Annotated in this window: 25 protein-coding genes and 2 pseudogenes; 14 read left to right on the top strand and 13 right to left on the bottom strand. The window is 70.8% G+C overall.

The window, feature by feature from the left end; translation table 11 throughout:
- The first annotated feature begins 8 nt into the window (after window positions 1-8).
- Complete coding sequence (locus ABD858_RS30010) at window positions 9-1,322, top strand: tetratricopeptide repeat protein (protein ID WP_345043385.1); 1,314 nt, start codon at window positions 9-11, stop codon at window positions 1,320-1,322.
- On the top strand, window positions 1,238-1,543 hold the full coding sequence (locus ABD858_RS36950; RefSeq protein ID WP_425586358.1) for a MazG-like family protein: 306 nt from the start codon (window positions 1,238-1,240) through the stop codon (window positions 1,541-1,543). Before ABD858_RS30010 ends, ABD858_RS36950 begins: the two co-directional genes overlap by 85 nt.
- A gap of 167 nt (window positions 1,544-1,710) precedes the next feature.
- On the opposite strand, the gene ABD858_RS30015 is transcribed toward ABD858_RS36950, so the two are convergent.
- The gene (locus ABD858_RS30015) at window positions 1,711-1,947 is read right to left on the bottom strand and encodes a helix-turn-helix transcriptional regulator (RefSeq protein WP_345043387.1); all 237 of its coding nucleotides are present in this window, start codon (window positions 1,945-1,947) and stop codon (window positions 1,711-1,713) included.
- Between the two features lie 624 nt (window positions 1,948-2,571).
- Here ABD858_RS30015 and ABD858_RS30020 point away from each other — a divergent pair.
- Window positions 2,572-2,703: pseudogene (locus ABD858_RS30020) on the top strand (carbohydrate ABC transporter permease); the annotation flags it as partial.
- Window positions 2,704-2,737: 34 nt separating this feature from the next.
- Here the strand turns inward: ABD858_RS30020 and ABD858_RS30025 are convergent.
- Both ABD858_RS30025 and ABD858_RS30030 read right to left on the bottom strand, forming a co-directional pair.
- Window positions 2,738-3,256 (bottom strand): hypothetical protein, encoded by a 519-nt coding sequence (locus ABD858_RS30025; protein WP_345043390.1) that lies wholly within the window; start codon window positions 3,254-3,256, stop codon window positions 2,738-2,740.
- Window positions 3,257-3,344: 88 nt separating this feature from the next.
- Window positions 3,345-3,521, bottom strand: a complete 177-nt coding sequence (locus ABD858_RS30030; protein ID WP_345043392.1) for a hypothetical protein — start codon at window positions 3,519-3,521, stop codon at window positions 3,345-3,347.
- 229 nt (window positions 3,522-3,750) lie between these two features.
- Between ABD858_RS30030 and ABD858_RS30035 the strand changes: the two genes are divergently transcribed.
- On the top strand, window positions 3,751-4,785 hold the full coding sequence (locus ABD858_RS30035; RefSeq protein ID WP_345043395.1) for an NUDIX hydrolase: 1,035 nt from the start codon (window positions 3,751-3,753) through the stop codon (window positions 4,783-4,785).
- Here the strand turns inward: ABD858_RS30035 and ABD858_RS30040 are convergent.
- Together ABD858_RS30040 and ABD858_RS30045 are read right to left on the bottom strand one after the other, a co-directional pair.
- A complete protein-coding gene (locus tag ABD858_RS30040) occupies window positions 4,744-5,454 on the bottom strand; it encodes an MBL fold metallo-hydrolase (protein ID WP_345043397.1) in 711 nt (236 codons plus the stop codon). The genes ABD858_RS30035 and ABD858_RS30040 overlap by 42 nt on opposite strands.
- A gap of 75 nt (window positions 5,455-5,529) precedes the next feature.
- The gene (locus ABD858_RS30045; RefSeq protein ID WP_345043399.1) at window positions 5,530-6,900 is read right to left on the bottom strand and encodes a dipeptidase; all 1,371 of its coding nucleotides are present in this window, start codon (window positions 6,898-6,900) and stop codon (window positions 5,530-5,532) included.
- 164 nt (window positions 6,901-7,064) lie between these two features.
- Here ABD858_RS30045 and ABD858_RS30050 point away from each other — a divergent pair, with 164 nt between their 5' ends.
- Window positions 7,065-8,294, top strand: coding sequence for a geranylgeranyl reductase family protein (locus ABD858_RS30050; protein WP_345043402.1), 1,230 nt, complete (start codon window positions 7,065-7,067; stop codon window positions 8,292-8,294).
- Between the two features lie 221 nt (window positions 8,295-8,515).
- Complete coding sequence (locus ABD858_RS30055; RefSeq protein WP_345043403.1) at window positions 8,516-8,908, top strand: MarR family winged helix-turn-helix transcriptional regulator; 393 nt, start codon at window positions 8,516-8,518, stop codon at window positions 8,906-8,908.
- Window positions 8,909-8,935: 27 nt separating this feature from the next.
- Here ABD858_RS30055 and ABD858_RS30060 read toward each other — a convergent pair whose 3' ends face one another.
- Window positions 8,936-9,865: an ADP-ribosylglycohydrolase family protein gene (locus ABD858_RS30060; protein ID WP_345043405.1), complete on the bottom strand. Its 930-nt coding sequence runs from the start codon at window positions 9,863-9,865 to the stop codon at window positions 8,936-8,938.
- 180 nt (window positions 9,866-10,045) lie between these two features.
- On the opposite strand from ABD858_RS30060, the gene ABD858_RS30065 reads away from it, so the two are divergent.
- Both ABD858_RS30065 and ABD858_RS30070 read left to right on the top strand, forming a co-directional pair.
- On the top strand, window positions 10,046-10,267 hold the full coding sequence (locus tag ABD858_RS30065) for a hypothetical protein (RefSeq protein WP_345043407.1): 222 nt from the start codon (window positions 10,046-10,048) through the stop codon (window positions 10,265-10,267).
- A 120-nt stretch (window positions 10,268-10,387) separates the two neighbouring features.
- On the top strand, window positions 10,388-11,278 hold the full coding sequence (locus tag ABD858_RS30070) for a GNAT family N-acetyltransferase (RefSeq protein WP_345043410.1): 891 nt from the start codon (window positions 10,388-10,390) through the stop codon (window positions 11,276-11,278).
- A 21-nt stretch (window positions 11,279-11,299) separates the two neighbouring features.
- Here ABD858_RS30070 and hemC read toward each other — a convergent pair whose 3' ends face one another.
- Both hemC and ABD858_RS30080 read right to left on the bottom strand, forming a co-directional pair.
- Window positions 11,300-12,250, bottom strand: a complete 951-nt coding sequence (hemC, locus tag ABD858_RS30075) for a hydroxymethylbilane synthase (protein ID WP_345043412.1) — start codon at window positions 12,248-12,250, stop codon at window positions 11,300-11,302.
- A 135-nt stretch (window positions 12,251-12,385) separates the two neighbouring features.
- Window positions 12,386-13,486, bottom strand: coding sequence for an ABC transporter permease (locus tag ABD858_RS30080; protein ID WP_345043414.1), 1,101 nt, complete (start codon window positions 13,484-13,486; stop codon window positions 12,386-12,388).
- An 86-nt stretch (window positions 13,487-13,572) separates the two neighbouring features.
- Between ABD858_RS30080 and ABD858_RS30085 the strand changes: the two genes are divergently transcribed.
- The 4 genes from ABD858_RS30085 to ABD858_RS30100 all read left to right on the top strand — a co-directional run bounded on the left by ABD858_RS30085 (window position 13,573) and on the right by ABD858_RS30100 (window position 19,127).
- On the top strand, window positions 13,573-14,013 hold the full coding sequence (locus tag ABD858_RS30085; protein ID WP_345043417.1) for a MarR family winged helix-turn-helix transcriptional regulator: 441 nt from the start codon (window positions 13,573-13,575) through the stop codon (window positions 14,011-14,013).
- A gap of 70 nt (window positions 14,014-14,083) precedes the next feature.
- Entirely contained in the window at window positions 14,084-16,813 is a 2,730-nt protein-coding gene (locus ABD858_RS30090) for a helix-turn-helix transcriptional regulator (RefSeq protein WP_345043419.1), read from the top strand.
- A 135-nt stretch (window positions 16,814-16,948) separates the two neighbouring features.
- Complete coding sequence (locus tag ABD858_RS30095; RefSeq protein WP_345043422.1) at window positions 16,949-17,863, top strand: alpha/beta fold hydrolase; 915 nt, start codon at window positions 16,949-16,951, stop codon at window positions 17,861-17,863.
- A 37-nt stretch (window positions 17,864-17,900) separates the two neighbouring features.
- A complete protein-coding gene (locus ABD858_RS30100; RefSeq protein ID WP_345043423.1) occupies window positions 17,901-19,127 on the top strand; it encodes an ROK family protein in 1,227 nt (408 codons plus the stop codon).
- 435 nt (window positions 19,128-19,562) lie between these two features.
- Here ABD858_RS30100 and ABD858_RS30105 read toward each other — a convergent pair whose 3' ends face one another.
- Window positions 19,563-20,075 carry an ATP-binding protein gene (locus tag ABD858_RS30105; protein ID WP_345043425.1) on the bottom strand — a complete coding sequence of 171 codons (513 nt, stop codon included), beginning with the start codon at window positions 20,073-20,075 and terminating at the stop codon, window positions 19,563-19,565.
- Between the two features lie 185 nt (window positions 20,076-20,260).
- The gene (locus ABD858_RS30110; RefSeq protein WP_345043427.1) at window positions 20,261-20,590 is read right to left on the bottom strand and encodes a hypothetical protein; all 330 of its coding nucleotides are present in this window, start codon (window positions 20,588-20,590) and stop codon (window positions 20,261-20,263) included.
- Window positions 20,591-20,771: 181 nt separating this feature from the next.
- Here ABD858_RS30110 and cds1 point away from each other — a divergent pair, with 181 nt between their 5' ends.
- A complete protein-coding gene (cds1, locus tag ABD858_RS30115; RefSeq protein WP_345043430.1) occupies window positions 20,772-21,905 on the top strand; it encodes an L-cysteine desulfhydrase Cds1 in 1,134 nt (377 codons plus the stop codon).
- 20 nt (window positions 21,906-21,925) lie between these two features.
- Here the strand turns inward: cds1 and ABD858_RS30120 are convergent, their stop codons facing one another.
- Window positions 21,926-22,396 carry an SRPBCC family protein gene (locus ABD858_RS30120; RefSeq protein WP_345043432.1) on the bottom strand — a complete coding sequence of 157 codons (471 nt, stop codon included), beginning with the start codon at window positions 22,394-22,396 and terminating at the stop codon, window positions 21,926-21,928.
- A gap of 59 nt (window positions 22,397-22,455) precedes the next feature.
- Entirely contained in the window at window positions 22,456-23,289 is an 834-nt protein-coding gene (locus ABD858_RS30125) for a DeoR/GlpR family DNA-binding transcription regulator (RefSeq protein WP_345043435.1), read from the bottom strand.
- Window positions 23,290-23,476: 187 nt separating this feature from the next.
- Between ABD858_RS30125 and ABD858_RS30130 the strand changes: the two are divergent.
- A pseudogene (locus tag ABD858_RS30130) lies at window positions 23,477-24,028 on the top strand (hypothetical protein); the annotation flags it as partial.
- Here the strand turns inward: ABD858_RS30130 and ABD858_RS30135 are convergent.
- A complete protein-coding gene (locus ABD858_RS30135; RefSeq protein ID WP_345043437.1) occupies window positions 23,998-26,439 on the bottom strand; it encodes a right-handed parallel beta-helix repeat-containing protein in 2,442 nt (813 codons plus the stop codon). The pseudogene ABD858_RS30130 and the gene ABD858_RS30135 overlap by 31 nt on opposite strands.
- Between the last annotated feature and the right edge of the window lie 66 nt (window positions 26,440-26,505).

Raw genomic sequence — 26,505 nt, forward strand, 5'->3', positions numbered from 1 at the left:
AGGGGCGAGTGCTCCAGCACCTCATCACACAGGACGAGGGCCTGCGCATGGTCCCCGCCGACCGCGACAAGCTGGCCTCTGCGGTCGAAGGGCTCCGCGAGGATCTGCGGACGCTGCCCGAAGGCGCGGATGCCGACCGGACCCGGGTTCTGACCCGCTGGATCGGCATTGGCCTGGTGGTCCTGGGCGACTACGACGACGGGCGCGCGTTTCTGCGGCAGGCACTCGACCTTGCCGTAGCCGCCGACAACAGCCGGTCCGTCATCGCCACCAAACTCAACCTGGGCGATGCGCACCGCTACGCTGGCGAGTTGGAGACCGCGGACGCGCTATACCGTGGTGCCCTAGACGCGGCCCGCGAGCACCCGGAACTTGTCGACTTCGCTCTCCAGCACTTCGGCAAGCACCTGATGGAGAAGGGCGAACTCGCTGCGGCCCGCACCCACCTCCAGGAGTCCATGCGCCTTCGGCTCGCCAAGGGGGACGCCGAGCTGATCGAGTCCACTGGGGCCGCGCTCCGCCGCGTCGAGCTGCTGATCGGCCGGACGGGTGCCGGCGACGAGGAAGCGGCGCGCAGGAGTCAGCAGTGGAACTCGTGGCTCCAGGCTCGCACCACGGCCCGCACCCCGGACCGGTGGGCTGAGGACTTCCCCGCCATCCGGGACGCGGTGCGGGACATCACCGAGCACCAGAGGGTGCGGCCTGTCCACCTGCGCGACCAGCCGTTCCCCGCCGGGCTGATCGCCGCCATGGCGGACGAGGCCGAGAAGGCCGTAGCCACTGACGGGTACCTGCACAACGGCAAGTGGAACGCGGCCGTGGGCGACGCGGCGAACCGCTTCGCCGGGCAGGTCGACCTCGCCGCAGTCGTGGAGCGGGCCACCGTCCTGGAGGTGGAACAGCCGCACACCGCCGTCTACATCGCCTACGCGGAGGAGGGGCAGTTCCTCGACTTCCACGTGGACAAATTCGGCTTCGGTGAGGCCAGCCTGATCCTGTGCCTCAAGCACGACCGCTCCACCACCGCCCCAACGGTGAGCACCACCGTCTTCATCGACGCCAATGGCTACCTCGAATGCGATCTCGCATCGGGAGGCTGCGTCGTGTTCGACGGAGCGCTCACGCCGCACGGCCGGACGCCCCTCGGCGCCGGAGAGAGCATCATCCTCATCAGCTTCGGCTTCCGCGCGCGTGATCAGGCTCCGCGTATGGTCACCCATCTCCCGCCGGTCCCGCGCTGCGGCTACCAGGTCAGCGGCCAGATCAAGCAGGCCCCCGAACCCCCTGTCTACGACGCGACGATCCTCCGACCCAAGTCCTGACACTGTCCCTACTGGACGAGGTCGGCGAGCCGAGGCCGTCATGGGGGGCGACTGCCTGCAATCCGCGCAAGGGCAACAGCCACACCTGGGAGGACGTCCAGAGCGAACTCTGCGACGTCATCCTCACCGCCATGGTCGCCCTGCGGACCATCACGCCCGATGCGGGAAAGGTGTTCGCCGAACGGCTCGAGCACGTTGCCGACCGCTCCCTCACAGGGTAAGACGGTCCTCCCTCTGCCCCGGCCGGCACCGCCTGGCCGGGGCTAGGCATGACCGGACCCGCCGCGTGGTCTGCGCCACGTGGCGGGTTTGGCCATGTGTCACACGCGGGGACGACAGTTACACAATGATCTTTTTAATGGTGAGGCTGACGGGACGGCCGGTGTCCTCACAGCTCGTGGAGGAGATCGGTGACCGGGATGTTGAGAGTGAGGGCGATCCGCAGGAGGTGGCTGACTTTAGCGTCGGCGCCGGCCTCGAGTCGCTGGACCGTGGACCGGTCGATGCCAGCTTGCTCGGCGAGCTCCTCCTGGGTCATGTCCCGCCACATCCTGGTGTCGCGGATGCGGTCGCCGAGGGCTCGACGGGCGTCGAGGATCCATGGCGGCTGGGCGGCGGCGGGCACTCGACAAACGCTCTAAGCAGCAAGATCATAAGGCAGCAGCTACTTTGCGGCTTTTTTTGATCTTGCACTCCCCCTTCCATCCACCGGGACACTCCTCGGCGTAGCCCCGCCCGTGTCGGGCCCGAGTCGCTCAAGACCGGCTCACCTTCGGCTCACCCCGGACCACCCCTCTCAGGAGACGGCGCATGGACAGCGAGACGATCCTCACGCGTTACGACTGGACGCCCGGCATCTGCTTCCGGCACCCGAGCCGCGGACAGACCGACACCACGAGGATCAAAGACGATTCACCCGATCGCCGAGCCGGCGCAGGAACTGCGCGCCTGCCGGGACTGCGTCCTCGAGTTGGAGGGCATGAGGAGACGGGCGGCGGAGCGGGGTGGGCGTGAGTACGTCCCCGGCCTGGTGGCTGACGCTGAGCCGTGATGTTTGCACAGCTGAGAGCCTGTTGCCGGGGGTCTCCGCCGGGGAGTGTGTGGGGAGAATCGCGGACTGGGAGCAACCAGGGAGCGCCAGGCGTCGCGCTCAATCACACTCAGTCGCAATCAAGGTGAACAGATATCAGCAGTTCACAGGGCCGCAGGTGTGACCGCGTACCGTCACGCCTGCTCGCGGAAATCAAGCGGCCAGTTCTTCACGGACTACAACCTCCTGGCCGCGGGATCCGTGATCGTGGCCCTCCCGACGGTGCTCGTCTTCCTGTTGCTGCAACGCCACTTCATCGCGGGCCTCACCCTCGGTGCGGGCAAGGGGTGAGGGACGTTCGACAAAGCTTCAGCATGACGCGCTGTCAGGCGGACTGGACCTTGAGTATCGCCTCGCCGGCATCGGCAGCCGCCGAGAAGAAGCCCTGGAGCTCGAGGAGGTCGGCGACCAGCGAGGCCGACCACTCCGTGCTCCACGGAGTGCTGAAGCCCAGGGCAGCGGCCTGCGCCGCGAGCAACGGGTCCGAGGCCTTCACCAGGTCGTGTACGGGCACGTCTCGCAGAAAGGCGGCGGCCCGCCGGACCTGCCGCGGTTCCAGCACGCACACTTCGAATTCTGCGACCAGCCCGTACTCGGTGTCCTCCTCCTCCGTCCGCAGCTCGCCACCGAAGACCGGCAACCGGGCCGATTCGTCGGCGATCGAGCCGCCCGCTGTCAGCACGAAGTCCATGAGCGAGCCGTTGTTCTCCACGGCCATCACGAGCCCGGCCTTGCGAAGAACGCCGAACTCGTCGTCGAACCAATGCGGCACCATCCCGCGCAGCCGTTTCGCCGACGGTTCGGCCGCCACCGCCCCCGGCACCCGACGCCAGAAGAAGTCCACGCCCACCCTGTCACCCCGCCCATGTCTCGACCTGGCATCTCCAGTGCCCGGACGGAGTCAGGGTAGGCGATCGCACTGACATCGCGGATCAGTGCGCCGGTTCGGGTGTCTGCCGTGTCACGACGACCAGGAAGGCATCCGACTCCAGGTCCATCACGACCTCGGCATCGGTTCCCTCGTCCCGGCGTGCCCGGGCGAAATCCTCGGCCGGCCAACTGCCCCACGGCCCACCTGCGGGAAATCGTTCCAACACCGTATGACTCATGCCGTATCCCCTCCAACAGTCCGGCAGTCGCACAACGACGCCCCCGCCGTGCGCGTTACGGCCCCCGTGATTGCCGGTGCGAGACGCCGCGGGGCAAGGGCCCGGTGCGGTGAACCTGCAATGGCAAGGCCACAGTTGTATCCGGGGCCGGGCGGCCTCCCGGCCGAAGATGGTTTCCGTGGCAGGGTGATGCGGGCAAGCCACATGGGGCTATCCGAGAGGGGGAACCGTGATCGTCTGGATCAACGGTGCGTTCAGCGCCGGCAAGACCAGCACCGCGCGCGAGCTGGTCGAACTGATCCCTAACAGCACTCTTTACGACCCAGAGGTAATCGGCGGCAGCCTGCCGTATCTGCTGCCGCAGAAGCACCTCGACGAGGTGACCGACTTCCAGGACCTGCCGATCTGGCGGCGCCTGGTCGTGGATGCCGCCGCGGCGATGCTGGCCGAGCTGGGCGGTGTGCTGGTCGTGCCGATGACACTGTTGCGCCAGGAGTACCGCGACGAGATCTTCGGCGGGCTCGCCTCACGACGTATCCAGGTGCGTCATGTGCTGCTCACTCCCGAGGAAACGATCCTGCGGCAACGCATCGCAGGGCGTGAGGACCCGGAGTTCCCAGACACCCAGGACCGGATCCGGCAGTGGGCGTACGACCACATCGAGCCCTACAAGGAGGCGCTCGGCTGGCTCGTCCCGGACGCGTACATCGTCGACAACACTCACATCACCCCGCGTGAGACCGCCGAGCGCATCGCCGAAGCAGCACGCACCGGCGCCGCCCCGGTCTGCCGGATCGTGCAGACACCCGAACCGACCCGGGAGACCGTGGCCGCCGGAGTGCTGCTCTTCGACGAACAGGACCGGGTACTGCTCGTCGACCCCACCTACAAGCCGGGATGGGAGTTCCCGGGCGGAGTCGCCGAATCGGGCGAGGCGCCGGCCCGCGCCGGAGTGCGAGAGGTGGCCGAGGAACTCGGCGTCCGGCTGGAGCGGGTACCGCGGCTGCTGGTCGTCGACTGGGAGCCGCCACGGCCGCCCGGCTTCGGCGGGCTGCGGCTGATCTTCGACGGCGGCCGGCTGACCGCCGACGAGGCGGGCCGGCTGCTGCTGCCCGGCGCGGAGCTGCGTGGCTGGCGCTTCGTCACCGAGGAGGAGGCCGCCGGGCTGCTGCCGCCCGCGCGTTACGAGCGGCTGCGCTGGGCACTGCGCGCCCGGGAGCGGTCAACCGTGCTCAACCTGGAGGCCGGAGTCCCGGTCGGCTGACGCACGCATCGCCGCCGCCGCGTCGGCGGTCAGCGGATCACCGTGCCCGAAGCAGACGACGGCCGGGGCGAGCGCGGCCAGCCGCCGGAACGAGGTCACTGCCCGCTCCCGGTCCGTGTTGAAAACGCCCACCATCGCCTGGCCCACTCCCGCGACCGCGTCACCGGTGAACAGCACACCATGGCGCGGGAGATGGACCGAGATCGAGCCGTCGGTGTGACCGGGGGAGTACACCACGACGGCCCCGTCGCCGAAGCCGAGCGCCTCGCCGTCCTCGACCTCACGGTCGACCCGGGTCGGCGGGGCCTCCGGCACCGTGAGGCCATGGGCGTACAACGGACGCTCCCAGTCGAGCAGTACGGGCTCGGGGACCGGCTGCTCGCCGCGGATCACCGCGGCTTCCAGCCGGTGCGCCAGCACCTCGGCGCCGTAGCGGTCCGCCAGTTCCTCGGCGGCACCGACATGGTCGCGGTGGCAGTGGGTGAGGACGATGCGGCGGATATTTCCCGGGTCGAGTCCCAGGCCTCGTATCGCGTCTTCGATCTCGGCCGCGGCATTCACGTTCCCGGCGTCGATCAGAGTCAGTTCGTCACCGTCGCGCCAGAGATATGCCTGGCCGATCGGGAAGCGGAACATGTGCAGTCGGGGAAGCACTTCGACGAGATCCATGCGGCGAACGTACGGCGTACGTCACGGCCGCCGCACGGATCTACGCTTTGCGCGAGTTCCGCTCTCGGCGGACCGTCAGTTCGCCTTGGACTCGGCGTAGTTGACGAGGAACAGCGCCTCGGCGACGGACAGCCGCTCCAGCTCCTCGGGCGAGACGCTCTCGTTCACCGCGTGGATCTGCGCCTCCGGCTCGCTCAGACCGATCAACAGGATCTCCGCCTCGGGGTAGAGCGTGCCGAGCGTGTTGCACAGGGGGATCGAGCCACCCATGCCCGCCGACTGCATCTCCACACCCTCGTACGCAACCCGCATCGCGTCGGCCATCGCGCTGTACGCCGGGCTGGAGGTGTCCGCCTGGAACGCCTGGCCCTGGCCCACCTGCTCCACGGAGACCTTCGCGCCCCACGGGGTGTGCGCTTCCAGGTGCGCGGTCAGCAGCTTGGTGGCCTCGGCGGCGTCCTGGCCCGGCGGCACCCGGAGGCTGATCTGCGCCCGGGCGCTCGCCTGCACGGACGGCGTGGCGCCGGCCACCGACGGGCAGTCGATGCCGATGACCGTGACCGCCGGACGCGCCCAGATACGGTCGGCGACCGTGCCGCGGCCGATCAGCTCCACGCCGTCCAGCACCTTGGCGTCCTTGCGGAAGTCGGCCTCCGGGTACTGGATGCCCTGCCAGTCGGTGTCGGTGGCCAGCCCTTCGACGGTCGTCGAGCCGTCCTCGGAGCGCAGCGAGTCCAGGACGCGGATCAGCGCGGCCAGCGCGTCCGGCGCCGCGCCACCGAACTGGCCCGAGTGCAGGTTACCTTCGAGGGTGTCGACCTGGATGCGCAGCATCGTCATGCCGCGCAGCGTCGCGGTGACGGTGGGCAGGCCGACCTGGAAGTTGCCGGCGTCGCCGATCACGATGGCGTCGGCGGTCAGCAGCTCCGGGTGCGCCTCGGCGTACCGCTCCAGGCCGCCGGTGCCCTGCTCCTCGGAGCCCTCGGCGATCACCTTGACCGTCACCGGGATGCCACCGTTGGCCTTCAGGGCGCGCAGTGCGAGCAGGTGCATGATGAAGCCGCCCTTGCAGTCGGCGGCGCCGCGCCCGTACCAGCGGCCGTCACGCTCGGTCAGCTCGAACGGCGGGGACACCCACGCGGCCTCGTCGAGCGGCGGCTGCACATCGTAGTGGGCGTACAGCAGCACGGTCGGCGCGCCCGCCGGGCCGGGAAGGAGGCCGTACACCGACTGGGTGCCGTCAGGGGTGTCGAGAAAAGCGACGTCCTGGAAGCCCTCGGCGCGCAGTGCGTCGGCCACCCAGTTGGCGGCGGCCTCGCACTCGCTCTTCGGGAACTGCTCCGGGTCCGCCAACGCCACCGACCGGAAGGTCACCAGCTCCGTCAGCTCGGCCTTGGCCCGGGGCATCAGGGCGGCGACGGTCTCGGCGATCGGATTCGCGGTCATGGGCACGCTCCTCTTGAGTGCGGCGTTGATGTACAGGGGCGTACGTGCAGGTGTACGTACGTCGCAGGCGTGATCGATCCTCCCACAGCGGACGGAGCCGGTCCGCGCCGTAGGATGCCGGGGACAACACGGGCCACTGGTCGGACGGGGAGCAGAAGCACATCGTGAGCAGCGAGAACGCAGACGCCGGGGCTCAAGCCGGAGAAGAGCGTGTCGGGTCGGTGTGGGACGTCGTCGTGGTCGGCGCCGGGCCCGCAGGTGCCTCGGCGGCCTATGCCGCCGCAGTGGCCGGGCGGCGGGTGCTGCTGTTGGAGAAGGCCGAACTGCCTCGCTACAAGACGTGCGGCGGCGGCATCATCGGGCCTTCGAGGGACGCCCTGCCGCCCGGCTTCGAGCTGCCGCTACGGGACCGGGTGCACGCGGTGACCTTCTCGCTCAACGGCCGGCTGGCACGTACCCGCCGTTCCAAGGGGATGCTGTTCGGCCTGATCAACCGCCCCGAGTTCGACGCCGGGCTGGTGGAGCAGGCGCAGAAGGCGGGTGCCGTGCTGCGCACCGGTGCGATGGTGTCGCGGGTCGAGCAGCACGGTCCCGCGGTGCCGGACCGGCGCATGGTGGCGGTCGTGCTGGCGAGCGGCGAAACGGTGCTGGCCAGGGCGGTCGTCGGTGCCGACGGCAGCGCGAGCCGGATAGGGGCACATGTCGGGGTGAAGCTCGACCAGGTGGACCTCGGGCTGGAGGCGGAGATCCCGGTGCCGCCCACCGTGGCGGAGGACTGGGCGGGCCGCGTACTCATCGACTGGGGCCCGATGCCCGGAAGTTACGGCTGGGTGTTCCCGAAGGGCGACACACTCACGGTCGGCGTGATCTCGGCGCGCGGCGAGGGCTCGGCCACCAAGCGCTATCTGGACGACTTCATCGCCCGGCTGGGGCTCGCCGGGTTCGAGCCGGCGATCTCCTCGGGGCATCTGACGCGCTGCCGTACCGACGACTCGCCGCTGTCCCGCGGCCGGGTGCTGGTGTGCGGCGACGCGGCGGGGCTGCTGGAACCGTGGACTCGCGAGGGCATCTCGTTCGCGCTGCGCTCGGGGCGGCTGGCGGGCGAGTGGGCGGTGCGTATCGCCGAGTCCCAGGCCGCGGTGGACGCCCGCAGGCAGGCACTCAATTACGCCTTCGCCATCAAGGCGGGGCTGGGTGTGGAGATGGGCGTGGGGCGGCGGCTGCTCGCTGCCTTCGAGCGTCGGCCCGGGCTGTTCCACGCGGCGATCACCGGTTTCCGGCCCGCCTGGAACATGTTCGTGGGGATAGTGCGCGGCTCGACCTCGCTCGCCGGGATCGTACGCAACAGCCCGGTGGTGCGGCGCGTCCTGACCGCGCTGGACGACCGGTCCTGATTCGGTGACGTTTCGTCGTCCCGGCGCCTGAGCAAGGGCGGACACCGGGCCGCCCCCCCCGGGCCCGCCCGGGCTCCGGTGCGCACCTGGGTGCCCGAACGCAGCACGCCGAGCCGTATCAACGGACTGTCGGTGTGCAGTGCAGTATATGCACATACATTAGATGCAGACACATTTAATTCCGATGCAACGAAAAGCGTGATTTCTGCTAACGTGCGCTCATGGGCGCGAACAAGTCCGAGCGGGTGCTCGTGGAGGAATGGCGGGACATCCTCGACGTACATGCCCGCACGATGTGCGAGCTCGACCGCGAGCTCCATCCGCACGGCCTCGGCGCCAGCGACTTCGAGGTCCTCGACGTACTCGCGGAAGGCGTGGCGCAGGACGGCGGCTGCTCGTACCGGGTCCAGGAGCTGGCTGCCCGGGTCCACCTCAGCCAGAGCGCCCTCTCCCGGCTGATCGCCCGCCTGGAGAAGGACGGCCTGGTGACACGTGGGATGTGCACGGAGGACCGCCGCGGTGTACGGGTCGCCCTCACCGACGAAGGCCGTGCACGCCACGCCGAGGTGCAGCCGCTGCAGCGGGCCGTGCTCGGCCGGATGCTGGAGCGCTGACGGCCCGCCGGGCGGCTCTCCCGGTGGTCAGACCGCGAGCCGGTGTGCGAGGTCGAGCAGCTGGGGCAGCGTCAGGACGCGCCCACTGAAGCCCGGGAGCGGTACGTGCAGGGAGTCGGCCCAGCGTGTGGGGATCGCGTCCAGCCCGTAGTACGCGCCCGCGAGGCCGCCCGTGACCGCGGCGACGGTGTCCGTGTCGCCGCCGAGATCGACCGCGGCGCGTATCGCGTCCTCGTAGGAGGTGGTGGTACGCAGCGCCCAGACGGCGGAGCCCAGACATGGCCAGACGGCCCCGTTGAACTCGGTGGCCCGGTCCGGGTGCCAATCGGCGGCGAGGACAGTGGCGTACCGCCTGCGGTGATCGGGGTGGACGAGGGCGAGTGCGCCCGGGATGGCGGTGAGGGGATCGGCCCCCTCCAGCGCGACGCGCACCAGCTCGTGGAAGATCGCGGTGCCTTCCCAGGCGGCGCGGTCGCCGTGGGTGAGGGCGGCGATGCGGCGGGCCGCGTCCATGGTGGCTTCTCGGCCGTCGCGCGCGAAGCGGACCGCAGGAGTGGAAGCCCGCATCAAGGCGCCGTTGCCCGCCGCATATCGGTTGACCTGGAAGTGGACCGCGGCGGCCAGGTCCCAGGGCATGCCGTTGGTCAGGACGTCCTCGGTCTGCAGTCCGATGTCCTTTGGCTCGGACGTGGCCCATCGTTGGAAGCGGGCGAACACGTCCGGCAGATCCAGCCCGCCGCACTCCAGCAGCGACTCGGCGACCAGAACCGCCATCTGCGTGTCGTCCGTGGCCTCGCCCGGGTCCCAGCCACCGCCTCCGCACATCTCGCGCCCCGGATCGGCCACCGGGAACCGCGCGGAGAACGCCCCCGCGGGACCGAACTCGAAGGGCGCGCCCAGCGCGTCACCCACCGCCGAGCCGATGACCGCGCCGGCGGCGCGCTGAGTGCGATTCACGCCGACAGGCTAGCGGTGCATGCAGGTAATACGCAGAAGCGGCAATCTTCGTCACGCCCGGCGGGCAGGGAGTGCAGACGGGGGCATCGAAGACGGCCGGCGTGAACGCCGGGGCATCCTCGCCAGAACCAGGTGAAATCCGGTACCGGCAGCCGGTTCGCCGGGCCTAGCATCCCGTTCATGCCACGACCTCAAGGATTCAGCTACACGCGCCGTGCGGACGGCACCGTCGTCATCACCCACCTCAGCCGCAACGCCGGGACACTGCGTGGCGGCCGCGCCGAGCAGTTCCTCGCGGAGGTGGAGTCCGGCGACGCGCAGCTGGTGATGGCCCGTTGGACCGGAGCGTACAAACACGGCAACGAACGCATCGCGCGGAACCATCCGCGGAGTCGCCGCTGACCGGGCCGGTCACGCACAGGCGTCGGTCCCGACTGAACGGGTAAGCCCCTCCGTCCGTTGGACGTCACCCCCGCAGAAAACGGGATGCAACCGGGCCTGGCTGATCCCTACGCTGAAACGATGGATCCTGTGCAGGTCAGGCCGATGTGCGAGGGCGATCTCGCGTCGGCGGAACGGGCCTCGGCGGTGACGTTCTTCGAGGCGGAGCGGAGTACCAGGCGAGTCAGCGATCCGGAGATCGAGCCGCGTTCGGCAGTCGCCTCGAAGCAGTGGATCGACCGGATGCGCTTCTTCCTGAACCTCGACCCGGGAGGGTGCTGGGTCGCAGTGCGGGACGATGCGGGCGTCGGCGAAGTAGTCGGATTCGCCATCTCGCAGAACCGCGGACGTCTGTGGTTCCTCGCGACCTACGGTGTGCTGCCGAGCCATCGGAGACTGGGCATCGGCAAGCGCCTGATGGACGCCGCTCTCGCTCATGCCGGGGGTCGCCCCGGCATCTTCTCCTCCAGTGTCCACCCAGGCGCCACCCGTCGGTACCGGCTGGCGGGTTTCTCCCTCCACCCGCAGATGCGGATGATCGGCACCGTCGACCGGTCCACGCTCCCCATGGTCGACGGCCTCCAGGAGGGCCGGGCGGACGACTTCGAGTGGATGGACCGCCTGGACCAGGATCTGCGTGTCGCGGGCCACGGCCCCGACCACGGCTACATGCTCGGCACCCTGCGGCTTGTCGTGTCCCGGGACAGGGCGAGGCCCGGATACGTCTACCTCGACGATCACGGGCGGGCGTCGCTGCTGGCTGCCGCGCACCCGGAGACCGCACAGAAGCTGTTGTGGGAAGCCCTGGCCGTGTCACAAGGAAGAACCTTGGTCAACTGCATCACCACCCCCAATGAGTGGGCGATCGACGTCGGCCTGGCCGCCCGTCTCGACATCGGCCAAGAGGGGTACATCGCCGTCCGTGGCATGCCGGTCCCGGCACCGTACCTCGCCAGCGGGCACCTCCTCTGACCGTTGTGCACATGCGTCGCCTCAATGGCGGGTGGTCGACCGCGCGATGCTGTCGATCAGTTCGCGTGCTCCCTGCCGCAGCAGCGCCACCGCGACGGAGGTGCCGAGTGTTGCCGGGTCCAGCGGGCCGGCCCACTCATGGGCGTTGAGGACCGTCTTGCCGTCCGGGCTGAAGACACAGGCGCGCAGTGACAGATCGCCGTTGCGTTCGGAGCGGGCGTAACCGGCGATGGGGGAGTTGCAGTGGCCCTGGAGGACATGGAGGAGCATTCGCTCGGCGGTGGCTTCGCGCCAGGCGTTCCGGTCACCGAGGGCGGACACCGTGTCGATGGTGGCAGTGTCGTCCTCGCGGCACTGCAGGGCCAGGATGCCCGCTCCGATGGGCGGGCACATCGTCTCGACCGAGAGGATCTCGGTGATCACGTCGCCACGGCCGATGCGTTGGAGTCCGGAGGTGGCGAGCAGCAGGGCGTCCGCGTCGCCCGCGGCGAGTTTCTCCAGCCGGCGGTTGGCGTTACCGCGCATCGGTACGCACTTCAGGTGCGGGTGGGAGGCGGCCAGTTGAGCGACTCGGCGTACGGATGAGGTGCCGATCCGGGTCCCTGGGGGCAGCTCGTCCAGGGTGAGCCCGTCCGGGTGAACGAGGGCGTCTCGGATGTCGTCGCGTTTGAGGAAGGCGACGAAGGCGGTGCCGGCCGGGAGCGGCCGGTCCGCGGGGATGTCCTTGACGCAGTGCACGGCCAGGTCCGCGTCACCGGCGAGAAGGGCGGCGTCGACTTCCTTGGTGAACGCGCCCTTGCCGCCGAGCTTGGACAGGTCACCGAGCCAGCGGTCGCCGGAGGTGGTGACGGGGACGACTTCGGTGGTGATCCCGGGGTGGAGCGCGGCGAGTTCGGTACGGACACGCTCCGCCTGGGCCAGGGCCATCGGTGAGGAACGGGAGACGATACGGATCGGATCGGGTGAGGCCATGGCGCCCACCATAGGGGGTCGGCCGGGCACGTCTGTCGCCTGTGATATCAGAGGAGTTGAGGATTCGGATGTCCGTGCGAGGGGTCGTGCGGCCGTTCGCGAGCCCGCAGCCGCGAGCGCGGGAACGCGGCCCTGTCAGACACCGACGGCCTCCTCCATCTCCTCCTCGGCCTCGGTGCGGGCCTCGACGGGGCGGGCGACGGGGGTGTGCGTCGCGATGCGCTGCCGTCGCTCGTAGGCGCCCGCGATCGTCAGCAGGACGAGGCCGGCCGCGAACCACAGGGTCAGCGTCAGCAGATGGCCCGCCAAGCCCGCCCCGCCGTCGAAGTACAGCACGCTGCGGGTGCCTTCGAGGAAGCCGGCACCGTTCCAGAAGGCATGCAGGGCGCCGAAGAAGCCGTTCTGCAGTTCCGGGCGGTAGATGCCGCCGGAGCTGGTGAAGTTCAGCATCACGAACAGCACCATCAGTGTCAGTGTCGTCCAGCGCTTGAGGAATGTGTGCAGGCCGACGCCGATCGCGATGATGCCTGCCGAGTAGAGCCAGCCCATCGCCCATACGGCGGCGTAGTCGTGATCCACGATGTGGAAGAGCGGACCAGCTGTCACGATGCCGATGATGCTGACGGCGAGCGAGGTGACCAGTCCGATCGCGGCGCGGACCGGCATGCGCACCGAGGCCCCCGCGGTTCCGATGACCGCGACGCTGCCGTACGAGCCGATGCTCAGCGCCACGAGCAGGAAGAACAGCCCCTGGCCGGTCGGGTCCCCGCTGTCTGTCGGGGCGATGTCGGTCACCGTGAGCGGGACGCCCTGCTTGGCGGTGACGGTCTGGAAGACCGCCTCCGCGGCCATGGCGGAGGTGTCGGAGTTGGCCTTGGCCACGATCAGCTCCGGCGCGGTGGCGTCCGGGACGAACGCGCCGACCAGCTGCCGGTCGCGCAGCTGCTCCTCGGCCGCGTCACGCGTCGGCAGCGCGGTCACGTCCAGCGCGTCGCCCGCCTTGTCCTTGACGGTCTGGGCGAGGATCCGCGCCTGCGGAGTGGTGCCGACGACCGCGACCTCGAGGTGATGGGGCTCGGGCTTGTGGAACGCCCCCTGGTAGGCCAGGGCCATGCCGAGGCACATCAGCAGCGGGGTCAGCAGATGGACGGCGATGTGCCGGAGGGAGTGCTGCAGGCCCGGTGCGCGGTGGGTGCTGCCGTGGGCGGCAGGCGGGGTGCCGTGTGAGGTGGTCATGTTCGGGGGGCCTTCGTTCAGATCAGGTCCGGTGCGAGTGCACGAGTTGGTTGGTAGATGCAACCATATCGATGTACTATACAACCATGACTGTGGACAACCCCCACACCACCCGCGACGAGGCGATCGGCATCATCCAGCGCGAGCTCACCGCGTTCTCCCGGCGCGCCCGCAGCAAGTCCGCCGAGATGCACCCCGAACTGTCCCTGGTGGCCTTCAGCATCCTGGACCTGCTCGCCCAGCGCGGCGGCTGCCGTGGCAGCGAGCTCGCCACCCACTTCCGGCTCGACAAGTCCACGGTGAGCCGCCAGGTCGCCGACTTGGAGCGCCGCGGTCTCCTGGTCAGGGAAACCGCCGCCGACGATCACCGGGGCCAGACCCTGCGCCCGTCGGCCGCCGGACTGCGTGCCGTGAGCGACGCGGCGGAGCGCCGCCGCAAGGCCTTCGCAGTCCGCTTCACGGACTGGGGCGACGACGAACTCGACCAGTTCGCCCGCTGCTTGGAGCGCTACAACGCCGTGCCGTAGATCATCCGTGCGCGACGGGCCCCGAGGTCACGGGCCGCGGCGTTGATCATGGGCGGTACAGTCGGCGGCCATGACGACGGACCTGCTGGTGGGGCGAGCCACCGAGTGCGAGGCGATCGATGCGTTCCTGGCGCGGCTTCGGGCCGGAGACGGCGGAGTCCTCGTCCTGCGCGGCGAACCCGGGGCCGGGAAGTCGGCCCTGCTGCGGTATGCCACCCGGGCAGCCGGTCCGGCCCGCGTGCTCCGGGTCGTCGGTGCCGAGCCCGAGGCCGGAATGGCCTTCGCCGCTCTGCATCAACTCCTCCTGCCCGTAGTGGAGTTCGCCGACGGGCTGCCCGAGGTTCAGCGGGAGGCCGTGCGTGGCGCCCTCGGACTGGCCGCGGCCACCGGAGCCCAGGACCGGTTCCTCGTCTCCGCCGGGGTGCTGTCCCTGCTCGCGGAGGCCGCGGGGTCACAAGGGCTGCTCTGCGTCGTCGACGACTTCCAGTGGGTCGACCGGGCCTCCGCCGACGCCCTGCTGTTCGCCGCCCGCCGTCTCGGCGCGGACCGGGTCGGGCTGATCGTCGCCACCCGGGAGACCGCGGAAGCACGCCACGCCCTGCGCGGAATGCCGGACCTGCGGCCGGCGGGGCTGGACGCGGAAGGCGCGGCCCAGGTGCTTGCCGCCCGGGTGGCGGTATCGCCGGCGCCGGACGTCGTCGCCCGGATCACCGCCGCCACCGGCGGCAATCCGCTCGCCCTGCACGAGACCGCCATGCTTCTGACGGAAGATCAGCTGATCGGGCGTGCGGCGTTGCCGGACCCCCTGCCGCTCGGTGACGGCAGCCACGCCGTCTACGGCGAACAGATCGAACAGCTCCCCGACGACACCCGCCTCGTCCTCCTTGCCGCCGCCCTCGAAGGCCGGGGCGAGCCCGGAGTGATCTTCGACGCGGCCGGACGGCTCGGTGTACCACCGGGGGCCCTGGACGCCGCCGAGGCGGCCGGTCTTGTGGTGGCCGACCCGGCGCAGGTCAGGTTCCGGCACCCGCTGATCCGCGCCGCCGTGCACGAGGCTGCGAGCCCCCCGGAGCGCCGCGCGGCTCACACCGCACTGGCCGAGGCCCTTGCGGCGGCCGGGGACACCGACCGGCAGGCCAGGCACCGGGGCGCCGCCGCGCTCGGCCCGGACGAGAGCATCGCCGCGGAACTGGCGGCGGCGGCCCACCGGGACCGCGAACGGGGAGGCTACGCGAGCGCCGCCGAAGCCCTGCAGTGGTCCGCCCGGCTGACACCCGACGAGGGCACACGGGCCCGTCGGCTGACGGACGCGGCGGCCGCGGCATGGCTCAGTGGCCGACCCGGCCAGGCGCAGAGCGCACTGGCCAAGGCCCGCGAGGTGGCCCGCGAACCAGGCCTGCTCGCCGAACTCGGCGGTCTGCGGGGCCGGTTCGAACTCATTTCGGGAGATGCGGCGGAGGCCCTGCGTGTCCTCCTGGCCGCGGCCGACCAGGCCCTGGATGCCGGAGCCAGGGGCCTCGGGCTGCTGGGCGACGCCGCCGAGGCCGCGTTCTGCGTCGGTGACCTCGACGCTTTCGTACGGATCGGCCGACGCGCCGAGACACTGTCCGAGGTGTTCCTGCGCGATGTCCTGGCCGGGGCCGGGGCCCTGCTGGGCGGGGATGCCGGAGGTGGCGTCCCCCTGCTGCGCCGGGCCCTCGCGGCGGTGCGGGAGGACGAGCCCGACGCCGCGACCCTGCTGTGGGCTGCCACAGCGGCAAGCCTTCTGGGCGAGACCGACACCGCGGCCGGGTTCGGCGCCCGGGCGGGGCGGGTGGCCAGAGTGTCCGGGATGGCGGGGACGCTGCCGGTCGTTCTGGAGACCTCGGCCACAGCCGAACGTATGAACAGCCGGTTCGCGCTCAGCGCCGCGCTCTCCGAGGAGGGCCTGGCCCTGGCCCGGGAAACCGGTGTCACCAACTCCGCCGCCGCGCATCTGGCGAACCTGGCGGTCTGCGCCGCCCTGCGCGGCCACGAGGACGACTGCCGCTCGTACGCCCAGCAGGCCCTGGCCGTCGCCATCCCGCACCGGCTCGGGCTGCGCGTCGGTGTCGCCTCCTACGCGCTGGGACTGCTCGACCTCGGTCTCGGCCGGTTCGAGCAGGCCCATGAACGGTTCACCGCCCTCACCCAGGCAGGCCCCGGCGCCGGGCACCCGGTCGCCGTCTGGGGTTCCACCGCCGACCGGGTCGAGGCCGCGGTGGCCGCCGGGGAGCACGAGGAGGCCCGTACGGCCGTGGCGTTCCTGGAGCAGTGGTCGGCCCATGCTGCGTCCCCGCGCGCACGGGCGCTGCTCGCCCGCTGCCGGGCCCTGGTCACGGACGACGAGTCCGCCGTGCCGAAGCTCGAGGAGGCGATCGCGCTGCTCGCCGGCGACGCGGGGGCCGAGTACGACCGCGCCCGCACCGCGCTGCTCCTCGGTGAGCGGCTGCGCCGGGACCGCCGGGCCACGGACGCCCGCCCGCATCTGCGGCTCGCCGCGGAGACCTTCCGACGGCTCGGCGCCGCCTCGTGGGAGAGCCGCGCCGAAGGCGAGCTGCGGGCGGCCGGTGAGGCCGCGGTCCGCGCCGAGCCGGCGGCACTCGGCGAACTCACCCCGCAGGAGCTGCGGATCGCCCGGCTGGTCGCCGAGGGCGCCTCCAACAGGGATGTGGCGGCACGGCTGTTCCTCAGCCCGCGCACCGTCGAGTACCACCTGTACAAGGTCTATCCGAAGCTCGGTATCTCCTCGCGTACGGATCTCGCCCGGCTGTTCCGGTAGTTGCCCGTGGCGGCCAGTGGCCGGCCACCCATGGGCCACCAGTGGTTCCACGGATGGCACCAGTGGCCCCGCCCGGCAGAGTTCTTCTCACCGGGACGACAACGGCCCGGACAACACGCGGAGAAAGAGGCAGGGTTGACTGCTGAAGGACAGCTGATCGAGGTCGGCGGCGTCGAACTGTGGGCGGAGGAGTTCGGTGATCCGTCCCACCCGGCGGTGTTCCTCATACCGGGCTCGATGAGCCAGGGCGTGCTGTGGCCCGACAAACTCGTGGGACGGATCGCGGCCGCGGGCCACCGGGTGATCCGGTACGACCACCGGGACACCGGCCGCTCCACGGCCTTGGACTTCGACACCTACCCGTACACCTGGGCGGCCCTCAAGGACGACGCCGTGGGACTGCTCGACGCCCTCGGCATCGAGCGTGCCCATGTCGTCGGCCACTCGGCGGGCGGCCTGCTCGCCCAGTGGATCGCCGACGAGCACCCCGAGCGGGTGCGGTCGCTCACCGTGATCGGCTCCTCCCCACTCGGTGACCGCGAGGGCCAGGTGATCGTACGGGCGATGCTGGGGGAGCCACAGCCCGAGGGCAGCCTGCCGGAACCGCTCCCGGCGTTCCTGGAGATGCTCCGGAAGATGGCCGTGGACCCGCCACCGGTCACCCGTGCCGAGATGATCGACTTCGGGATCGAGATGGCGCGGGTGCTCCACGGTGACGTTCTGCCGTTCGACGAGGACGCCCAGAGGCGCCTCGAGGAGCGGGTGTACGACCGGGCCCGTGACCCGCGCTCCACGGCGAACCACCAGCGGGCGGCGATGGCGGACATGGAGTTCGAGCCGACCGGCGCACTGGAGAAGGTGACGGCACCGACGCTCGTCGTCGAGGGCACGTGCGAGCCCGTCAAGCCGGGGCACGGTCGGCTCATCGCCGAAGCGATCGCCGGGGCCCGGCTGGTGATGATCCCCGGCATGGGGCACATGATCACGCCGGAGACGGCCGGCCCTGTGACGGACGTGGTACTGGCGCACCTGGCCGCGGCGGTCCGCTGAGCCCGCGCGGTGACCGGAACATGGAAGACTCGCACCCATGAACGGCAAGGAGACGACCACCCGGACGAGACTGGAGAGGGGCCGGAGCGCACTCGGCCCCGCGCTCGAACTGGTCCACACGGGCCGCGCCCCCACCCGTGCCGTTCTCACCGCGGAACTCGGTGTCACGCGCGCCACCGCGGGCGCGGTCGCTGCCGAGCTGGAGGCGCTCGGCCTCATCCAGGTCGACTCCCGGCCCGGCTCGGCCGCAGGCTCGCAGGGCCGTCCCTCGCACCGGCTCGCCGTGAACGACAAGGGGCCCGTCGTGCTCGCCGCCCAGGTGCACACGGACGGCTTCCGGGCCGCGTTGGTCGGCCTCGGCGGGCGGATCGTGGCGACCGCGCCCGGCAGCATGACCGTCTCGGAGGACCCCGCCCAGGTCCTGGAGGCGGTGGTCGACGCCGGCGCCACGCTCCTGAAGGGCACCGGGAGGCGCTGCCTGGGCGCCGGACTGGCCGTGCCGTCCGCCGTGGCCGAGCCGGAGGGCACCGCCCTGAACCCGCTCCATCTGGCCTGGCGGGCGGGTGCGCCCGTACGGGACATCTTCGCGGAGCGGGTCCGGGCCGCGGGCATCACAGGCCCCGTCCCCGCCTTCGCCGGCAACGACATCAACCTCGCCGCCCTGGCCGAGCACCGGCACGGGGCCGGGCGCGGCGCCCGCCATCTGCTCTGCGTGGCCACCGGTCACCGGGGCGTCGGCGGCGCCCTGGTCCTCGACGGGCGGCTGCATTCCGGCAGTTCCGGCCTGGCCCTGGAGGTCGGCCACCTCACCGTCAACCCGGAGGGGCGCCCCTGCCACTGCGGAAGCCGGGGCTGCCTCGATGTCGAGACGGACCCGCTGGCCTTCCTCACGGTGGCGGGGCGCCGTCCGGGCCCGGAGGTCTCCCTGCTCCAGCAGTCCCGCGATCTGCTCCGTACGGAGTACGACGACCCGGCCGTACGGGCCGCCGCCGAGGAACTGATCGACCGCCTGGGCCTCGGGCTCGCGGGCCTGGTCAACATCCTCAACCCGGACCGCATCATCCTCGGCGGACTTCACCGTGCGCTGCTCGACGCCGACCCGGAGCGGCTGCGTGCCGTTGTCGCCGACCACAGCCTGTGGGGGCGCAGCGGCAGCGTGCCCATCCTGGCCTGCACGCTCGACCACAACAGCCTGGTGGGCGCCGCCGAACTGGCCTGGCAGCCGGTGCTGGACGATCCACTTGCCGTAGTCGCCCAGAGCTAGCTAGTGCTGTGGCCGGAAAGGTTCACCGGCTCACGACGTCCAGCATGGCACCTCTCCCCCGTAGCCCTTCGGGCACGGGAGGTACCCCCAGCGTTGTCGCATCGCGCGAGTACGGCCGAGTACGAGCTGCGATGCTCCGCCTTGCGATTGCACGCACCGGACGCCGCTCCTTGACGGGCAAACGTTGCCGGTCGCGGCACTGGGATTCCGCCCCGGCCCGCCGGTGACACCGGCGGGCCGGGCCCGTGGACCTCCCGGTGATCTGGGCGGCCGTGGTCGTCGGTGTTCACGACGAGGACGAGTGCTGGCATCGGCTGTCCGTCCTCGACGAGCAGTTCGGCCGCCACATCACGGACGGTGCGCCATGACCACGCTCATGCCCTCGGCGTTTGCCGTTCGGGCGCCGGGCGGGCCCGTCGCCCGGTTGCCGCCCGGTCAGCGCACCACGGCCGACCGCGCGGCGAGCCTGCGCGCCCGGGCGGGTTCCTCGACCTCGGCGAACGGGCCTTCGGCGACCGCCCCGTACAGCGGGCGGGAGGGCCGCGACGTCAGCGGCGACGGGGCGCGCAGGGCGAACCACACGGTCTTGCCCTCGTCGCGCGGTCGTACGCCCCAGCTGTCGCTGAGCGCGGCGACGAGCGTGAGGCCACGGCCCGAGGTGGACAGGGGCTCGGAGTCTGGTACGTCGGGCACGCGTGGGTCGTGGTCGTGGACGGACACCGTGAGCTGGTCGAGCAGCAGCTCGATGTCGACGGTGCAGATCTTGTCCGGCTGGGCGTGCAGATGCACGTTGGTGAGCAACTCGGTGACGCCCAGGGTGGCTTGCTCGATCAGTGGATCGAGATGCCAGTAGCGCAACTGCGCCGATACGATTCTGCGGACTTGACCGATCCGCGACGGCAGGGCCTGGAGCTCCACCGTGCAGTGCCCGCTCGGCTGGCTGATCACGGCTGCGACTCCCCGAATGAGGTCCGGAAGAAGACGAAGGATCGGATCCAGCAGTGGCTCGCTGCTGTATGGACTGGCCCCGGCGGACCTGGATCTCAGCGTAACCGCCGGTGAACCCTCAGTGATGTGAGACCAATGTGGCTCAGGGCTTGCCTGTCCGCAACTTGCGCCCTGTCGACCTGCCGTCACGTGGGCGGGCGTGCGGGGCCGTGCGCCCTGCGTATGGTCTCCAGGAAGCGTCCGGCCGTCTCCTCGGCGCGGCGCGGGCTGCCGCCCCGCTGGCCCATGGTCAGCCGGTACCGGTGGCCGTTGACGGTGGCCACCGTGCTGTCGTCCCCGGCGAACCAGCGCCTGCCCGCGCTGACCGAGTCCAGCGGGGCACTGTCGATCTCCTGACCGCCACTGGTCAGCAGGGACAGCCTGCCGTCCTTGATGCGGATCTGCCCTGCCTTGGTGAGCGAACGGGACCACCGGTCGATGCGTACACCCGTGGCACTGAATTCCGGCTCCTTCATTGCGATTCCGCCCCCTTCGCGCCGGGTCTTCTGGTGGGAAGTCTGCACAACCAGCGCCGCCCGCACCAGTGCGCGAGGCGAGAAGGCTGGGCTATGGAAGATCAAAGCGAACGTTTGTGCAGGTGGGAGGCTTATGGTGGGTGGTGGGGGAGTGAAGCCGGAATCACGAGGAGAGGCTCGGATGGGTACCACCGGACAGGTACGCGACAGCTCGGCGACGGCCACTGTCGACGTGGATCGCAGCGACCCGGAGTACCGGGCCTGGCTCAAGGAGGCCGTGCGCAAGGTGCAGGCCGACGCCAACCGATCGGCCGACACCCATCTGCTGCGTTTCCCGCTTCCCGAGCAATGGGGCATCGACCTGTACCTGAAGGACGAGTCCACCCATCCGACCGGCAGTCTCAAGCACCGTCTGGCGCGCTCGCTCTTCCTGTACGGCCTGTGCAACGGCTGGATCCGGCCGGGCAAGCCGGTCATCGAGGCGTCCAGTGGATCGACCGCGGTCTCCGAGGCGTACTTCGCGAAGCTGATCGGGGTGCCGTTCATCGCGGTGATGCCGCGCACCACCAGCCCCGAGAAGTGCAGGCTGATCGAGTTCCACGGCGGGCAGTGTCACTTCGTGGACGACTCCCGGAAGTTGTACGAGGAGTCCGCCGCCCTCGCCGACCGGACCGGTGGCCATTACATGGACCAGTTCACCTACGCCGAGCGGGCCACCGACTGGCGCGGCAACAACAACATCGCCGAATCGATCTATCAGCAGCTGAAGCTGGAGCGCTACCCGGAACCCGCCTGGATCGTCGCCACGGCCGGCACCGGCGGCACCTCGGCGACCGTTGCGCGCTACGTCCACTACATGCAGTACGACACCCGGGTCTGCGTCCCCGACCCCGAGAACTCCTGCTTCTTCGAGGGCTGGACCACCCACAACCCGTACGCCACCAGCGACTGCGGCTCCCGTATCGAGGGCATCGGACGGCCCCGGATGGAGCCCAGCTTCCTACCCGGCGCCATAGACCGCATGATGAAGGTCCCGGACGCGGCCAGTGTCGCCGCCGTGCGCGCGCTGGAGGCGGCCATCGGCCGCAAGGCGGGCGGTTCCACCGGTACCGGGCTGTGGAGCTCGCTGAAGATCGTCGCGGAGATGGTGGCCGAGGGGCGCAAGGGCAGTGTGGTCACCCTGCTCTGCGACCCGGGCGACCGCTACCTCGACAAGTACTACTCCGACGACTGGCTCGCCGAACAGGGTCTGGACATCGCTCCGTACACCGAGGCGATCGACCATTTCCTCGCCACGGGGATCTGGCAGGACTGACGGACGCCCGGCCGGCGCAGTCACCCGCCCAGCCGGCGGTCGAGCTTTCGCACGCCGTCGCGGAAGGACCGGCCGAGAGCCGCCCGGCCGAGCCGCGCCGTGAACAGGAACGGGGCCGTGCCGGCCGCGGCGAGGGTCCACTGCACCCGGGTGCCGGTGCCGGTGGACCTCAGCCGCCACTCCTCCAGCAAGGCGTGCGTACCCGGCACATTGGTCACATCGACCCGGTAGGCGTACCGTTCCGCGGGCTCCCTGGCCATGATCGTCTCCCGGGAGCGGGCACCGCCCCTGAGCCAGACCTCGCGGCCCGAGCCGTCCGGGTACGGGCGGATCCGGGTCACTGCGCTCCACCACGCGGGCCAGGTCTCGACGTCGTCGACCAATGCTTCGTACACCGCCCCGGCGTCGGCGGAGACCTCCACGGCGAAGACGAGGCGCAGCGGCGCCGACTCGACGAAGTCGAGCGCCACGGAACGGAGTCGGTGAGCCATCGGCCGTACCTCCTGGCGGTGTGCGGGCGCGGGATCCGCACACCATAACCGCCGGACCGTCAGTTGTCTGCGGGGCCTTTCCGTTTTTCCGCCACCACCAGGCCGGGCACATGCTCGGCGATCTCCGCACGCGCCTCGGCGGACAGACCCGAGTCCGTGACGAATGTGTCGACCTCGTCCAGCGTCGCGAAGGAACTCAGCCCCACCGTCCCCCACTTGGTGTGGTCCGCCACCACGACCACCCGGCGGGCCGACCGCACCATCCGCCGGTTGGTCTCCGCCTCCGCGAGATTCGGGGTGGAGAGTCCTGCCTCGGCCGATATGCCGTGCACCCCGAGGAACAGCACATCGAAGTGGAGCGAACGGATCGCCTGGTCCGCGACCGGGCCGACCAGCGAGTCCGACGGAGTGCGCACACCACCGGTGAGCACCACCGTGGCGGCCCCCGGCCGCTGCCCGCCGCCTCCGCGTTCCACCGAATGGAACACATCGGCGACCCGTACCGAGTTCGTCACCACCGTCAGGTCCGGTACCTCGAGGAGATGCCGGGCCAGCGCGTACGTCGTGGTCCCACCGGACAGCGCGATCGCCGAGCCCGGTACGATCAGTGCGGCCGCCGCCCGCGCGATGTCGTCCTTGGCGCTCAGTTCCAGGCCCGACTTGGCTTCGAAACCCGGCTCGTGCGTACTCGGCTCCATCACCGGCACCGCACCGCCGTGCACCTTCTCGATCGCTCCCTGGCGCGCCAGCGCGTCCAGGTCCCGGCGGATCGTCATGTCCGAGACACTGAGCTTCCGCGTGAGCTCATTGACCCGGACCCCGCCGCGCCGTCTGACCTCCTCGAGGATCAGGGCACGACGCTGCTCCGCGAGCAGATTCTGATTCTCGCTCACCGCAGGGGCCGGTCCTTCCACGTCACCTTCACCGATTGTCATGGTCAGGGTACGGGGAGATTCTGTGAGGGCGGCACGGCAGGCGGGCCGGACCTGTGATCCTGACGCCGGCCCCGGTCCTGCCCCACGAGAGCGAGGTGCCGAAGTGCGCGACGGTGTTGCCCTGGAACTGCTGGTCCACGGCGCACCCTTCGCCCCGCCCTGCTGCGCCGAGCGCGCGGTTCCGGACCTCGTCCGGCGCATGCACACCTGGACCGAGCGTACCGGCGGACGGCTTGTCATCTCGGGCCACTCGCAGGGCAGCGTGCTGTCGGCCGCCGCCGTCTGGCAGTTGCCCGCCGGAAGTCGCGGCCGGGTCGCGCTGCTGACCTGCGGCTCACCGCTGGAGCTGTTCTAAGTGCGCTGGTTCCCGGCGTACTTCGGTCTGGTTCCCCTGGCCCCACTCCATCGTGACGTGCACTGCCGGCGCAATCTGTGGCGGGCCACCGACCGGATAGGAGGGTCCGTCCTGGTGGCGGCCGGCGACGATGGCCGGGCGGTCGGCCGGGGCCCGCTCCAGGACCCGCTCGCCCACGGCCGTACGGACCGGCCCCCGCTGCCGGCGCCGCTGCTCGGACACTGCGACTACTGGGCGGACCCTGCCTTCGATGAGGAGCACACCGGACTGCTGGACCGGCTGCCGCCCGCGCTGCCCCGGCCGCGGCAGTCTCAGGGAAGCTCCGGCAGGTCCTCCGGGTAGAGCAGGGTGAGGTCGTCGGTGCTGGCGTCGTGCAGCCGGGCGACCCGGCCGGCGTGCCGTTCCACCATCGACTCGAAGGTCTGACGGGCGGTACGGCCGTTGCCGAAGCCGGGCCCCTTGGGCAGCTCGGTGAAGTACTTCAGCAGGGCCTCCGCCGCTCCGGCGCCCAGCCGGTACTCGTGCTCCTCGGCCTGCTGCTCGACGATCCGCAGCAGCTCGTCCGGGGTGTAGTCGCCAAAGGTGATGGTTCGTGAGAAACGGGAGGCCACGCCCGGGTTGACCTGCAGGAAGCGTTCCATCTCCGTGGTGTAGCCGGCGACGATCACCACCACCGCTTCGCGGTGGTCCTCCATCAGTTTCACCAGCGTGTCGATGGCCTCGCGGCCGAAGTCCCGGCCGGAGTCCTCCGGGGCGAGTGCGTACGCCTCGTCGATGAAGAGCACTCCGCCGCGCGCCCGGTCGAACGCCTCCTGGGTACGGATCGCCGTGGAGCCGATGTGTTCGCCGACCAGGTCCACCCGGGACACCTCGACGAGATGGCCCCGCTCCAGCACGCCCAGCGAGGCCAGGATCTCGCCGTAGAGCCGGGCGACCGTCGTCTTGCCGGTGCCGGGGGAGCCGGTGAAGACCAGGTGGCGCCGCACCGAGGCCGCTTTCAGGCCTGCCTCCCGGCGGCGCCGGCCCACCTCGATCATGTCGGTGAGGGCGCGTACCTCACGCTTGACGCTGTCCAGGCCCACCAGGGCGTCGAGTGCGCCGAGCACCGCCCGGGAGGCGCGGGCCGGGGGAGCGGCGGCCGGGGCCTGGCCGGGGACCGTGCCGAGCAGACCGGCCGGCTGGGGGGCTTGCCGGGGAGCCTGCTGGGTGGCCGTCAGCATGGGCGCGGGGGCGGCTTCCCGTGCGGTTCCGCGCAGAGTGCTCTCGTCGCTCGTACAGTCCTCGACGACCGGGCCACCGCCGCTGCCCGCGGCGTGGGAGGTGACGCCTTCGGAGAACTCGTAGCCGCCGCGGGCACAGCGCTCCGTACGGCAGCGGGTCAGCGTCGTGCGGCAGCCGTCTATGACATGGAAGCCGTAGCCGTCGCTGCCGGTGACCCGGCAGGAGTGGAAGACACCGCGGCCCTCGGCGGAGACGTAGAAGCCGGCCTCCGAGGGCGAGACGACCGTGCAGCGCTCGATGCGCGGGTCGGCGCCCTTGGTGACGATGACCCCGGTCTGTACGGAGTCCATGGTGCAGCCGGAAAGGGTGCCGCCGCTGCCGTGGTCGCGGAACCAGGCCCCCGTCGAGACCTCCCGGATACGGCAGTCGTCGAGCTGCGCGGTGGCGCCGTCGCTCACCGACACCGCCGTGTTGCGGACCTGCGACAGATCGCTGTCGACGACATCGGCGCGCGAACCGCGGTCGAGGACGAAAAGCGCGTCCGGCACATCGTGCACCCGGCAGGAGTCGAGGACGGCGGTGGCGCCGTCGCTGACCCAGACGGCCGGATAGTCGCCCGTGCTGTCGTGGATCTCGCACTGGTTGGCGTCCACCCGGGTGCCGGGATCCCATACGGACAGGCCGTTGCGGCCGAAGCGCCGCACCGTGGAGCGGGTCAGGGTGAGGACCGAACGGGAGCGCAGATCGACCGCGTTCTCCGGGATGTCATGGATGTCGCAGTCGGAGAGCGTGAGGACGGCGTCGGTGTCCAACGTGATCCCGTCCGCCGAAGTGCGGTGCACCGTGCACTCGGTGAGATGGGCTGTGGCACGGGACGCGATCTGTACGCCGGCGCCCTTCACCTCGTACACCTCGCATGCGACGGCCTCCAGGCCGCTTCCCTCCCCGGTCACACTGAGGCCCGCACCCGAGGCACGGTGCACCCGCGAGCGCTCGAGCCGGGGATGGGCACCGTCCCGTACGGAGAAACCCGACTGGCCCGCCGAGACGATCTCGCACTCCTCGAACACCCCGCCCGCGCCGTCGATCACGCCGATTCCGACCCCGGCCGGATTGTCCACCGTGCAGCGGCGCACCGTGGGCCGCGCCGCTCCGCGCACCTCCACGCCGACCGCGGACCGGGTCACCACCCGCAGATCCGTCAGCTCGGGTGTGCCGTCCTCGACCAGCAGGGCGGGCGATGCCGTGTCCTGGCCCTCGACCTGCAGGTCCTGGACGACCGCGGAGGCGCGCACGGTGAGCGGCACACCGTCTGTGGGCGCGATACGCACCGGGCCGGACGTGCCCTCGGCTCCGCGCAGGGTGACGGCATGGCTCAGCACCACGTTCTCCCGGTACGTGCCGGGCGCGACGGTGAGGATGTCGCCGTCGCCGGCGGCCTCCAGAGCAGCGGTGAGGGAGGCGTACTCGCCCGTGCGGCGCCGCCACCGCGATGTGCCGGTGTACGTCACCTGGACCGTGCCCTGAGCCATGACGCTGATCTGTCCCCACCTCGTGCGACTGATTGGCCGCTCCACCGTAGCGCGCGTGGAGCAGGA

This window comes from Streptomyces sannanensis (assembly GCF_039536205.1).
In the GTDB taxonomy this organism is placed as follows: domain Bacteria; phylum Actinomycetota; class Actinomycetes; order Streptomycetales; family Streptomycetaceae; genus Streptomyces; species Streptomyces sannanensis.